This is a genomic window from Nitrospirota bacterium, from assembly GCA_023229435.1.
Taxonomy (GTDB): Bacteria; Nitrospirota; UBA9217; order UBA9217; family UBA9217; genus JALNZF01.
Window position 1 is genome coordinate 69,577 of record JALNZF010000001.1, and the last position, 12,606, is coordinate 82,182.

Here is a 12,606-nt window from a genome sequence, read left to right on the forward strand (position 1 = left end):
AAAGAGCAACGACCTCCCGAGCAAGGGGTGGATTGCTACCGTTTGCCTCTCGACTGGAAACGGCGCTGACCGGAGGGGCGGGGGGCCGCCTGACGGGACTGACGTGCCTTGTCCGCCGTGAGTTTTTCTTCCGCGGTTCTTCTGATTTCCCGGATATACATGCTGTCTTCGGCCCAATCCACAGGGATCTTCTGTCCGATGAACTTTTCGATCTCTTCGAGTGAATATACATATTCTTCGTCCGCGAGGCTGACCGCCCTGCCGTTCAAACCGGCCCGGCCCGTGCGGCCGATACGATGCACGTAATCTTCGGCGTCCTGGGGGAGGTCGTAGTTGATCACGTGGGTCACGCTTTCGACATGGATGCCCCGGCTTGCCACATCGGTGGCCACGAGGATGGGCAGCTTTCCTTCCTTGAACTCCGCCAGTATCCGGAGACGTTTTTTCTGCTCGATCTCGCCGGTGATCGCCTGCGCCTTCCAGTTGTTGCGGTTCAGACGCTCGACAACCATTTCTGCCGCGCGCCGGGTATTCACAAAGATGATCGCGCGGTCCGGCTGTTCCTTCTTGAGAATGCCGAGCAGGAGGGGTATCTTCTCATGCTTTCCTACATGGTAAAGGACCTGCTCCACCTGCTCGACCGTGACCTTCTCGGGCGTAATCGAGATCTTTTCAGGAAGGTTCATGTGCTCGTAGGCGAGCTCCATTACGCGGTAGGAGAGCGTGGCGGAGAAGAGCATGGACTGGCGCTTCGTGTAGGGCTGCATCTTCTTAATGATAAACCGCAGATCGTCGATGAACCCCATGTCGAACATGCGGTCCGCCTCGTCGATGACCAAATAGCGGGTCTTCTTGAGGCTGTACACATGCTGCTTATAGTAGTCGATGAGCCTGCCCGGCGTCCCGACAAGCACGTCGACGCCGCTTTTGAGCGTGTCCATCTGCTTCTGGTAATCGATGCCGCCGAACACGGCGAGGAGTCGGAAGCCGGTGAATTTCCCGAGCCGGGCGGCTTCATGGTATATCTGGTCGGCGAGCTCGCGTGTGGGTGCGATGATCAGAGCTTGGGGAGAGTCCCCGAGGTCCACTGCGGGATTTCTGATCATCCGGGAAAAAAGAGAGATGAGAAAGGCCGCGGTCTTGCCGGTGCCGGTTTGAGCCTGAGCAGCAACATCTTCTCCTCGCAACGCCCGAGGGATCACCGCTTCCTGCACCGGTGTGCATATGGTAAAACCGATGTGTTCTATCCCTTGTCTGACTTCATAGGGTACGTCCAGTTCGCTGAAGTTCATGCATCTCCGATCTCGGTCGAGGACATATTGTCAACAAATTATTTTGAGTAGTATACCATAAGTCGCGATGCGAGAGAAGGGAAAATTATGGAAGAGACCTTATGAAGAGATTGTCACTGCTTCTCAGGATGGACTAATTTACGGCATGGTGTCTTCGAAAAAAAGATCGCCGGATGATTAAGGATTTTATTGCTCCTGTATAATTGCGAAAGACGGCGCAACGTACATCCGCAGGCCATGAAGAAGAAGAACGCTTGTTTACGCGGTTATTTACTTCAAGTAACGATGAGGGAAGACAATACAATATATTTATACGCCTGTTCGGAGTAATTTTAAAAGGAAGAGCATGAAAAAAAAGAGAACAATTAAAAATAGTAAAATAGGCAATATTACCAAAAATAAAGGTAATGTTTATAAATCTGTGGATTCAGCTGTTGATAAATTGTCTAACATACGGAAACATAATTTCTTTTATTTTCTTGTTGACAAAACATACACTCTTGTAGTATATTTTGTCCACGAGGTGAATAAAACGTGCTGACAAAACTCTTCTCTTCGACCAGAGCGGAGCTTTTAGGCCTGTTCTTTAATAATCCTGATGATCGCTTCTATTTGAGAGAGATAGCGCGCCACATCGGAAAAGATGCGGCAGGGATTAAACGGGAGCTCGACAAACTGGTAAAAATGGGGCTCCTGGCAATAGAGAAACGAGGCGTTCAGAAGTACTATTTCGCTAATAAAAACTCTCCCATCTTCTCGGAGATGAAAGGGCTGATCTTTAAGACCACGGGAGCGCAGGGCGCCATGAAAACCTCGCTCTCCCGCCTGAAAGGGGTCAAAACGGCATTTATCTACGGGTCCTATGCAAAGGGGGCCGAAAAAGAGGACAGCAACATTAACCTCATGGTTATCGGCCAGGCGAATATTACGGAACTGAATGACATGGTCATGGGACTTGAGGAGAAGTTGAAACGGGATATTGATTACCTTGTCTTTGATGAGCAGGAGTATAAGAAGCGCAAGGAGTTAAGGGATCCCTTTATCCGGGAGTTGTTGAAGGGCAAAAAGATTTTCCTGATAGGCAAGGAAGATGAACTATAAAGAACTGAAGGAAATGGGAATCGTCGAGGAGCGGACCGCTGATATTGCCGAGGTCATCGCGCTGGTGACCAGGGCGGAACGCGACCTGGCAACGAGCAAGGTCTTATATGATAAGGATGAAGAGTGGGCCTTTGCAGCTGCTTACCAGGCCATGGCCCGTTCAGGAAAGGCGCTTATCCTGTCCGAGGGATTCAGGACCAAGGGGGTCCGGGGCAGGGATGCTCAAAAGACCGTGGTGACGGCGGCGGGTGTCATCCTTGGCGAGCAGTACAAGAGCCTTATCAATAAATTCGACCGGATGAGAAGGAAGTACCAGAGCTTTGTAGAGGATGCCGGCAGGATCATATCACGATACGAGGCGGAGCAGGCGATCAAGGACGCGGAAGAGTTTATCGCTCTCGTGAACGGAAGGATCCGTGAGAAATATTCTCAGATGTCCCTGCTGAATGATGTACCTCAGCTTGTTTCAAGATAAGGCCGCTTGGATCAAATACGCGGTATGCCGAAAGGGGGTGGGCAAATAATGGCAGCCAAGAAGAAAGCAGCGAAGAAGAAAGCAACCAAGAAGAAAGCAACCAAGAAGAAGTAGCTTTTTCGAAGTCCCTGGAGTGGGACTGCCGGGGGCATGAATGCCCCCGGCGTATTTTTCTAAAAGCGACCGTGTTGCCGACAGATACGGCTTCATGCATTTTCTTAAATAAATTGCTTCCATGAAGGATGAAAGGGGGTGAAAAATCCATGCCAACGAAGAAGAAGGCCCCGGCAAAGAAGGCGAAAAAGACCACCAAAAAGAAATAAGGTGATAAATATTCATGATCAATGATTGAAACTTTGCCACGAAGAAGATCTTCGTGGTTTTGTTTTTTTATAAGAATATAAAGAAACTCAGTAACTACTCAGAGTGGCCGCAAAAGACCCCCGATAGCACATTTCGAGGGCAGGCTCCAAGAACTTAAAGAATAAACCTGAAACCATGAGCTTCTTGCAAAAGTCCATGTATGACCCTTCGACAAGCTCAGGGCGAACGGCGGTGCACTGAATTTCTAGGGATATTTCCGTTCGTGGTGAGCCTGTCGAACCATGAACGAGACTTTTGCAGGAGGCTCCCATGTATTTCATTTTAATGCTCTCTGCGATCCTTGCGTGCTTCTCTCAGTGGCCGGTTCATTTTTTAGGCCATTCGCGGATAACAGATTTTGACCCGAGTAGATACGAAACTCATTTCGTTCTTCGGTTCAGAACGGGCGCCTTGACTGGAGATGACAGTATCCATGCGTAAACGCAACTATGTAAAGGCTGACCGGAGTTCCCGGAGAGCCCGATGGAAAGCCCCCCTCATCGCGGCAGGCGTTCTCCTCGTGCTCTACTTTCTGATCACCCGCTTCATGGGTGAGATGGGAGTGGTAAAATACTATCGGATGAAGGCGCAATGCACCGCGCTTACGGAAGACATCGCCAAACTCAAGCAGGACAACGGCAGACTCAGGAAGGAAGTTGTTTCTCTCAAAAGCGATTCCGCATATCTCGAAAGGGTGGCCCGTGACAAACTGGGGCTTGCGCGTCCGGGAGAGATAGTGTACTATTATGGGGAACCATAACATTGAAATTCCAAATTTCAAAATTCAAATCTCAAATAAATTCCAAATGACAAACTTAAAATTTCAAACTGTTTGGTTATTGGTACTTGGTGATTATTTGTGATTTGGTGTGTGCTATTTGGTGCTTTCCTTGCCCATGTCTGATCATCCTCTCTATATAGCCTTTGTCTGGCATATGCACCAGCCTTACTATAAGGACGACGCCACGGGTTCCTATATCCTGCCCTGGGTGCGATTGCACGGCATCAAGGACTACTATGACATGCCGGCACTCCTCTCCGATTTCCCCGAAATTCACCAGACGTTCAATCTTGTTCCTTCACTGCTCAAGCAGATTCAGGACTACGTGGAGAACAATGCCACGGACAAGGCTCTTACCCTGACGCAAAAGCGGGCCTCGGAACTTGATCAAGACGACAAGCTGTTCCTGCTCAGGAATTTTTTCATGGCGAACTGGGACACCATGATCAAGCCTTATCCTGCCTACTGGCAGCTGCTCGACCGCAGGGGCTATAGTGTTTCACCGAACGAACTTTTGAACGCCATTCGCTATTACACCACCCGGGATTATCTTGACCTCCAGGTCTGGTTCAATCTCACCTGGTTCGACCCGCTTTTTAAGAACAACGACCCATTCCTCAAGGGGTTGGTGAAGAAGGGCTCGGGATTCACCGAGAACGAGAAGGAGCTTCTCATCCAGAAGCAGCGCGAGATCATGGCGCTCATCATCCCTGAGTACAAGCGGCTTGCTGAGCTCGGCAGGATCGAACTCACGACCACTCCCTTTTATCACCCGATCCTTCCTCTTCTCTACGACACTGATCTCGCGAAGGCCGCGATTCCTGATATTCATCTCCCGGCCAACCGTTTTTCCCACCCTGAGGATGCCAAAGTTCAGATCGACCGGGCGATGGCGTATCACGAAAAGCTCTTCGGTTCGCGGGCCGCCGGAATGTGGCCTGCCGAGGGCTCGGTGGCCGAGGAAATCGTGCCGCTGCTCGCCGCCGCCGGGATCCAATGGATCGGCTCGGACGAGGGAGTGCTTGCCCGTTCGCTCGGCATCCATATCGATCGTGATTTCGCCGGAGTCATGAAGAATCCCGAGGTGCTTTACAAACCCTACCGGGTGGGCAAAGGAGATAAACGCATCTCCATTGTGTTCCGGGACCACACCCTCTCCGACCTTGTCGGGTTTGTGTATTCAAAATGGGACACCAAGAACGCGGTGAATGATCTGATCGATCGGCTGCATCGGGTACGGCGCGGACTTTCGGACGGGCCGCACCTGGTCTCGATTATTCTGGATGGCGAGAACGCATGGGAATATTACCAGAATGACGGCAGGGACTTCTTTCTCACGCTCTATGAGCGGCTCAGTCGCGAGCAGGGACTCCGCTGCGTAACCGTCGGAGAATTCCTCAGGATGCATCCCGCGCAGACGAACATTGAACATCTCCACGCAGGCTCGTGGATCAATGCGAATTATCGGATCTGGATCGGGCACGAGGAGGACAACCGGGCCTGGGACCTTCTCTCGCAGACGCGCCAGGCGCTGACCGAGTACGTGTCCCGGGACGGTGATCCGGACAAGATCGCGAAGGCATGGGAGGAGATCTACATCGCCGAAGGGAGCGACTGGTGCTGGTGGTACGGCGACGACCACTTTTCCGAGAACGATAAGGAGTTTGACCTTCTCTATAGGACCCATTTAATGAACGTCTATCGCATTATCGGCCTTGATGTTCCCGACGAACTTCAGATATCCATCCTGCGCGAGGACAGGCAGGCGCTGCCTACGGTGGAGCTTACGGAATTCATCAAGCCGACCATCGACGGCCAGGTCACGAATTACTTTGAATGGCTGCCCGCGGGTTTCTACGATGTGAGCCAGGGCGGGGGGGCCATGCACCGCGGCGCCTCCATCATTACGCACATCTACTACGGTTTCGATCTCAAAAACATGTTCATACGCCTCGACCCGAGCGGAAACCTCAGGGAAGAGAAGGTCGCCGAGCTGACGTTCTTCATCAATTTTCTGGAGCCCAAAGGTATTGACGTGGAAGTGCGGATCGTTCCGAAGGAGCGACGGGTAAGCGCAACGCTCTCTCGCGGCGAGAACGGCACCCGGCGCCCGTTCGCCGAGATCCACACGGTTGCCGCGAACGATATCATCGAGCTTGCCGTGCCCTTCGACCAGCTCGGCGTAAAGCCGGGCGATGAGATACATTTATTTGTCACTATCGAGCGCGCGGGTTCGGAGGTGGAAAAGTGGCCCTCCCGCGGATATATCCAGTTCAAGGTCCCGACCGATGATTTCGAGGCCACGATGTGGCAGGTGTAGTTGTCAGATTCATTTTATTGACCTCATCTCAATTCAACCATTCTCCACATTTGGGGTCTTATCAAACAGGACAAGGCGTGGTTAAAGTACCTTACGACCATCATCTTGAATCTTGAGTCAAGTTTTTGAGTCAAAAAACCGATTTTTTTGCAAAGACGCAAAGCCCGCAAAGAAGGGCTAATCAATTGGGTTTAAAATCAAGGTCTAAAGATTTTCTTTGCGTGAGGCGCTTTTGATTTTGGTTTGCATATCTGTCTGAGGCGAAGCCTGACCAAGCTCTTGGTTGAGACGTTATTCCAGCGTCGTTGATCGAACTGAGCAGATACGAAATTCTCATTTTTGTGTTATGACCCGTCACAGGAACGATCCCTGTTCATTGCAAATCGTATTAACAATTGACTTCCTCCACATACCTTGATACTATACGGACCAATGTTACGATTACTTGCGAGAAAACCCCGACTGGGGATCGAAATAACTGCCACGGCAGTGAGAGTTGTAGTGTTATCGGGTCACGGTGCGAACCTTTCCATCTTGTTCACGAAGACGGTTGATGTGCCGGACGGAGTGGTGAGCGAATCGTACGCATCACCGAACGTTCCTGACATGTCCCGGTTGAGCGCCGTACTGCGGGAGGGCCTGGACAACGCCCCATCAGGCATTCGCCGGGCGGGCTTGAGCCTGTCCGACAGCGTGTTTCGCGTACAGACGATCGAGTTCGACGAGCTTCCGGATAAGGACGAAGACCGGCAACGGCTGATTCGCTGGCGACTCGAGAAGGGTGCCGCCTTTGATATGGCCGATACGGTCCTCCGGTATCAGGTACTTGGACGGCAGGGCAAGGGTTTCACCGTGCTGTCCTGTGTTGCCAAGCAGGCCGTGATCGCGCAGTATGAGTCGCTTCTCATCGAGCTGGGGCTCGAGCCATGGGCCGTGGGTCCTTCGTCTTTTTCCGCGTTTAACCTGTATTCCTCTTATCTCACGAATAAAAGCGCGGTTTCCGCACTGACCCACCTCTCCAAGGATTCCTTTGCGACAATCATTCGGGAACCGAGCGGGGTGAGATTCTACCGTTACAAGGATGTAAAGCGGGGAAGCGCGGAGGACAGCCGCGACAAAATCATGCGCGAGATCGAAGATTCGCTCCATTTCTATGCCCATATGGACCGCTTGCAGCAGTCCGAGGTCCGGGACCTCTATCTCACCGGGGAGTCCGATATGTCCGTTGATCTGGCCGAGGCTCTCAGGTCCGTAACGTCGCTCAACGTTGAGGTGCTTTCGACTGCGGTTGCCGCCCGGTCACATGGAAACATCGGACCGGAGATGACGGCAGCGCTGGGCGCCGGGAACTCTCTATGATCACGATCAACTTTGCGAGCAGGAATTACCGGCTTATCGCGCGGATCCGTTACGGACTGATAGCGGGGAGCATTATCTTGATCGTGATAACGGCGGGAATGCTCTTGATCGCTGTTTCCCTTCGGGAGAACGTTTCCGACATGGATCGAAAAATGCAGGAGCTTAAGGCGGCAGACGAACAGATGCGGCCTGCGCTTTTGGAGCGCGAGCGGCTGGTAAAAGATCTGACCGCCATGTCCGGCCTCATGGAAGCGAGAAAAATTTCATGGACACGGCTTCTGACGAGCGTTGAGACCGTTGTGCCGGTGGGTGTTGCGCTCAAGCACGTGGAATTCAATCCCAAGGACTCTTCACTGACACTGAACGGAATGGCGCGGTCTCCTGAGTCGCTGCGCAATATGGTTGTGGCGATGGAAAAGTCCGCCTCGTTCAAAGATCCGTTTCTCAAACATCAGTCTCTGGAAAAGGGGAATATCTCATTCAATGTGGTTGCCGTCTATCGGGAAGATAAAAGTCGCGCTGTGGCTCAGGGAAAACGGTAAGCAACTGAGGTCAGTTGCGATCGTATTCGCGGTCCTTGTCTGCGTTAACCTGTTGCTGTATGTTTTCCGCATTGCTCCTTCTGAAGCCAAGCTGAAGACATGGGAACCAACGTCTGTCGAACTCAGGATGCGGCATTCCGAGGCAGTGCTGTTCAAGGAGCAGAAACCGCTTTTTGCCGGGCTCCTGGCCGGGATCCCGGAGCAAAAAGACATGCCGCTGCTCGTGAAAGAGCTTGAGCAGATGGCGAAGAAGCTGAACCTGACCGTGGCCGCGATCAATTACGACATCCCGCAGCGGGAGAGCGGTGAACTTGCCATGCTGTCATTTTCGTTTCCCGTCGAGGGCAGGTATCCTGATATCAAACGCTTCATCTATGAGGTGGAGACTTCCGGCCGGCTCATCGGGATACAGGACGTGAAGCTGGAATCAGACAAGGGCAGGGTGAAGCTGCAGATGAAACTGATGACGTATGTGAGAGGGAACTGACACTATCCGATGAAGCTTATCAAGGCTCAGCAACAGATGGTTCTTGTCGTGCTGGTTGCGCTGCTCGTGCTCATCAACGGATATTTTTATTTGAACGGGGAGAAGCCGAAGACCGCGCCTCTCACGTACACCCGCGGAGCAAGAGCCGTTTCTCCGGTCCGGCAGGGGCCTTTATCCGGAAAGGCAGGCGCAGACCCTTTGAACATCTTCCTGGAGCGGCGGAGGGAAAAATTCCCCGGGGTGGTCCGCGATATTTTCCGGATGGAGAACCCGGTCCCCAAACCGAAAGAGCCTCGCAAGCAGGTGACGCCTCCGGTGCATGTGAAAACGCAGGAGGAGATCGATGCCGAGGCGGTCCAGGCCGCTGTTGCCGCGGCCCAGGCTGCTGTTGAGGCTGCTGCTCAGGCGGCTCGGGCGGACCTGATGAAGTTTCAGGTGCTCGGGTATCTGACCGACAAAGAGAGCACGCTCTTCCTGTCCAAGGAGGGAGAGCTCTTCACCGTAAAAAAAGGAAGCAAACTGCTTAAAAGCTACATCGTTAAAGAGGCGAGCAAGAATTACGTGATCCTGCTCGACACTATAACCGGCGTCGAAGTGAAGTTGTTTCTTACGGGCGGAGAAACATCGCCGCAACAGGGGGCCCAGCAGGGGTCCCAAAAGCCGCCGCTGACGCAGAAGAAGTTTAAATGGGAACCGGTGACCGGCGGCAGCATCACCATGCCGATGAAATAGATCACGAACGCGCTGAGGTCACGGAGAAAACTTTGCGCATGCGGGAAATGAAGGATGAAAAAAGAGGAACGTCGGTTCTTTTCTTATTGTCAATCATCCACTGTTCAGTTCCTGTTTTCCCGAAACATTTTTGCTCACTGAGTTTCCCTGATAAAACATAACGCGTCGGTTACGGTTTCTCCTGTTAGGGAAAGCCGTGTGATGTGAGGAGGATGATGATGAAAAGGATCGTACTTTTGCTTATGACCGTTTTTCTGACAGCGGTGCTCATGAGTTGCGCGGGCTCGCAGGCGTTCCAGCGCGGCGAACGTTATTCTCAGAGCGGCGAGTGGGACATGGCTGTAAAGGAATATCGGGAGGCCAACCGTCGGAATCCTAAAGATATCGGATACCGCTCGGCCCTGCTCAGGGCGGAGGAGACGGCTGCGAATCATCACTACAAAAAGGCGCGCAGTTTTTTGAAAGAACGAAAGCTTGACCAGGCGATAACCGAGCTTCAGCAGGCCATCTACCTGAACCCGACCAATGTCGCTATTCAGAGCGCGCTCAGATCCGTCCTCGATTTGAAACAGGCGGAAGAGCACTACCGCGCATCGCTTACCTTCGTTGAGTTGGCACGGCTTGGGGAGGCCATCAATGAACTGAGTCAGGCGGTGGAGCTCGATCCCGATAACGTAAAATACCACGATTCCCTTGAAAAGCTCCGGAAAGAGAAGACCGAGGCGGAGCCTGATGAAGCGCTGACACTTGCTTCGGACAAACCCATAACGCTGAACTTCAAGAACACAAACATTAAAGACGTCTTCGAGTTCCTTTCTAAACTGTCGGGCATCAACATTCTGTTCGATGAAGAAGTGAAGGCCCAGCCGGTGACGGTTTTTGTCAAGGATGTGTCGTTCCAGTATGCCATGAACCTGCTGCTTTCGACGAACAAGCTTTTCATGAAGAAGGTCAGCGCCGACACGATCATTATCATTCCCAAGAACAAGGCAAAGTCCGACCAGTATCAGGACCTGCTGGTCAGGACCTTCTACATCAACAACGCAAAGTCGAAGGAGATCGTCAACCTGCTCCGAATCATGCTCGATATTAAAAAAGTGTATGTGAACGAAGTGTTGAACGCTATCACGGTACGCGATACTCCTGAAAAGATGAAACTCGTGGAAAAGGTGATCGCGGCGAACGACCTCAAGGAGGCGGAGATCATTCTTGATGTTGAGATCCTTGAGATCTCCCGGACCAATGCGCTGAAATACGGGTGGAACTTCACACCGGGCGGCCTGTCCGTCAGCGGGGCGATACAGAGCACAGAACCCTCAGCGAACACAACGACCAGCGGCGGCGGAATCTCGATGGCTGAGCTCAGGGGCGCGTCGAATAAAAATATTTTTCTGACGCTCCCCGGCGTGGTAGTGAACCTGATCAAGCGGGATTCCGACGCGCAGACGCTGGCAAATCCGCGGGTGCGCGTGCTGAATAATAAAAAAGCCACATTCCATGTTGGTGAGAGGATACCGATACAGACCTCGGTCGCACAGACAACCGCCACAACGGGGTATCTGCCAACTTCGACCTTCGACTACAAGGACGTGGGCATCAAACTCAATATCGAGCCAACGGTCCATCTCAACAATACGGTTACGCTTAGTTTGAAGCTGGAGATCAGTACGCTCGGAGATGCCTTGAATTTCGGCAATGGACAGATACAGTATAAGTTCGGCACCCGGACAACCGAAACGCTCATCAATCTGAGGGATGGCGAGACCGTGATCATCGGAGGGCTCATCAAAGACGAGGAACGGAAGAGCAGGCTCAAGATCCCGATCCTCGGAGACATTCCGATCCTGGGAAAGCTTTTCTCCTCGGCGGACGACGGTACGATCAAGACAGACATCCTCATGTCCATCACACCGAACATCGTCCGTGGTATGGAAATACCCGACAAGGAGTCCCAGGCATTCTGGTCGGGAACAGAACTGGACTACAATACGAAACCGCTCTTCGTCGCGGACGGCAAGAGTTCCAAACCAGCTGCCAAATCGCTTGATAAATCGGAAGTGCTCGAGTCTCTGGCAAAACGGGAAGTGGTCGCGTCCCCTGTGTCCGGTGAGACATCCACGCTGGTGTCAGCGCCATCCACCACAAAAGGCCAGCCTCTCGCAATGCCCGCAGCCCTTATAGAGATCAAACCCACGGAGGCTTCTGTCAGCATCGGCCAGGAGGCCCGATTCGATTTGCTTGCGGGAAACATGAAAGACCTGTACGGGGCGATCGTAACGCTCACCTATGACCCCAAGGTCATTGAATTCAAGACGGCGAGCGAAGGCTCTCTCCTCAAGAAGGACAACCAGCAGACCTCGTTCCTGTTCTCAAACAATATCAAGGGAGGAACCGTTGACATTTACATGACCCGCATAGGCGATGTGGGCGGTGTGGACGGAGCGGGGAGTCTGGGCACGCTGGTGTTCCAGGCCAAATCAGGGGGGGCGAGCATGCTGACCATGAAGGGCGTGAAAATTACGAATTTCAAACGTGAGCAGATCAAGACCGAGCTCAAAGGCGCAAAGGTGCTTGTGAAATAGAGGCAGGCGCCAAATGCCAGGATTAACGAGTGACTGAAAACGCGCTTAAAAATTGATCCATGATATCTGGATATCATACCATGCACAAGGGGATTACCCTTATTGAACTTCTCGTGGTCATCGCGATCATAGGTATTCTCGCCTCGGCGGCAATGCCGTTTGCGCGTATGACCGTACAGCGGACAAAAGAGCTCGATCTCAGGAGAAATCTCAGGATCCTGCGCACGGCGATCGACGAATTTAAAAAGGACTGTGATCATATTCCCCCGATATTATCGAAGCTTGAAGGCTACTGCAAGTCGGAACAATCCAACTACCCGGAGTCACTTGAGCAGTTGACGGAACCGTTGAAGTTGTCAGGCGCCTTGGACAGGACCAAAAAATATCTGCGCAGGATACCCCGGGATCCGATGACCGCTCTCGAATCATCGGACAATCCGAACAACTGGGGGCTGCGCTCATACGGCGACGAGCCGGACTCCAATGATTGGGGCGGTGGAAATGTGTATGATGTATATCCAAAGAGCGAGGTGATCTCGCTTGATGGCACGATGTACAATACGTGGTGATCG

The 12,606-nt window shown here is 52.4% G+C and carries 11 protein-coding genes; 10 read left to right on the forward strand and 1 reads right to left on the reverse strand.

The features are described 5' to 3' along the window. Positions 1–35: 35 nt before the first annotated feature. Positions 36–1,292, reverse strand: a complete 1,257-nt coding sequence (locus M0R70_00325) for a DEAD/DEAH box helicase (GenBank protein MCK9417806.1) — start codon at positions 1,290–1,292, stop codon at positions 36–38. Between the two features lie 534 nt (positions 1,293–1,826). Here M0R70_00325 and M0R70_00330 point away from each other — a divergent pair. The 10 genes from M0R70_00330 (at position 1,827) to M0R70_00375 (ending at position 12,603) form a co-directional block, all read left to right on the forward strand. Beyond that, positions 1,827–2,393: a hypothetical protein gene (locus M0R70_00330; protein ID MCK9417807.1), complete on the forward strand. Its 567-nt coding sequence runs from the start codon at positions 1,827–1,829 to the stop codon at positions 2,391–2,393. Beyond that, complete coding sequence (locus tag M0R70_00335; protein ID MCK9417808.1) at positions 2,383–2,868, forward strand: HEPN domain-containing protein; 486 nt, start codon at positions 2,383–2,385, stop codon at positions 2,866–2,868. Before M0R70_00330 ends, M0R70_00335 begins: the two co-directional genes overlap by 11 nt. A 796-nt stretch (positions 2,869–3,664) precedes the next feature. Beyond that, entirely contained in the window at positions 3,665–3,991 is a 327-nt protein-coding gene (locus M0R70_00340; GenBank protein ID MCK9417809.1) for a septum formation initiator family protein, read from the forward strand. Positions 3,992–4,127: 136 nt separating this feature from the next. Continuing rightward, positions 4,128–6,332, forward strand: coding sequence for a glycoside hydrolase family 57 protein (locus M0R70_00345; GenBank protein MCK9417810.1), 2,205 nt, complete (start codon positions 4,128–4,130; stop codon positions 6,330–6,332). Positions 6,333–6,764: 432 nt separating this feature from the next. Then, a complete protein-coding gene (locus M0R70_00350) occupies positions 6,765–7,691 on the forward strand; it encodes a hypothetical protein (GenBank protein ID MCK9417811.1) in 927 nt (308 codons plus the stop codon). Then, on the forward strand, positions 7,688–8,233 hold the full coding sequence (locus tag M0R70_00355) for a PilN domain-containing protein (protein MCK9417812.1): 546 nt from the start codon (positions 7,688–7,690) through the stop codon (positions 8,231–8,233). Before M0R70_00350 ends, M0R70_00355 begins: the two co-directional genes overlap by 4 nt. Continuing rightward, positions 8,175–8,720: a type 4a pilus biogenesis protein PilO gene (locus M0R70_00360; protein ID MCK9417813.1), complete on the forward strand. Its 546-nt coding sequence runs from the start codon at positions 8,175–8,177 to the stop codon at positions 8,718–8,720. Before M0R70_00355 ends, M0R70_00360 begins: the two co-directional genes overlap by 59 nt. Positions 8,721–8,729: 9 nt before the next feature. After that, entirely contained in the window at positions 8,730–9,452 is a 723-nt protein-coding gene (locus M0R70_00365; GenBank protein ID MCK9417814.1) for a hypothetical protein, read from the forward strand. Positions 9,453–9,670: 218 nt separating this feature from the next. Then, positions 9,671–12,034 (forward strand): cohesin domain-containing protein, encoded by a 2,364-nt coding sequence (locus M0R70_00370; GenBank protein MCK9417815.1) that lies wholly within the window; start codon positions 9,671–9,673, stop codon positions 12,032–12,034. A gap of 80 nt (positions 12,035–12,114) precedes the next feature. Further along, positions 12,115–12,603, forward strand: a complete 489-nt coding sequence (locus M0R70_00375; GenBank protein ID MCK9417816.1) for a type II secretion system GspH family protein — start codon at positions 12,115–12,117, stop codon at positions 12,601–12,603. Positions 12,604–12,606: the final 3 nt, after the last annotated feature.

Bases quoted from the DNA above. Each gene is read 5' to 3' on its own strand.
- M0R70_00325 (MCK9417806.1), bottom strand. From the start codon at position 1,292: ATGAACTTCAGCGAACTGGACGTACCCTATGAAGTCAGACAAGGGATA.
- M0R70_00335 (MCK9417808.1), top strand. From the start codon at position 2,383: ATGAACTATAAAGAACTGAAGGAAATGGGAATCGTCGAGGAGCGGACC.
- M0R70_00340 (MCK9417809.1), top strand. From the start codon at position 3,665: ATGCGTAAACGCAACTATGTAAAGGCTGACCGGAGTTCCCGGAGAGCC.
- M0R70_00345 (MCK9417810.1), top strand. From the start codon at position 4,128: ATGTCTGATCATCCTCTCTATATAGCCTTTGTCTGGCATATGCACCAG.
- M0R70_00350 (MCK9417811.1), top strand. From the start codon at position 6,765: ATGTTACGATTACTTGCGAGAAAACCCCGACTGGGGATCGAAATAACT.
- M0R70_00355 (MCK9417812.1), top strand. From the start codon at position 7,688: ATGATCACGATCAACTTTGCGAGCAGGAATTACCGGCTTATCGCGCGG.
- M0R70_00360 (MCK9417813.1), top strand. From the start codon at position 8,175: ATGTGGTTGCCGTCTATCGGGAAGATAAAAGTCGCGCTGTGGCTCAGG.
- M0R70_00365 (MCK9417814.1), top strand. From the start codon at position 8,730: ATGAAGCTTATCAAGGCTCAGCAACAGATGGTTCTTGTCGTGCTGGTT.
- M0R70_00370 (MCK9417815.1), top strand. From the start codon at position 9,671: ATGAAAAGGATCGTACTTTTGCTTATGACCGTTTTTCTGACAGCGGTG.
- M0R70_00375 (MCK9417816.1), top strand. From the start codon at position 12,115: ATGCACAAGGGGATTACCCTTATTGAACTTCTCGTGGTCATCGCGATC.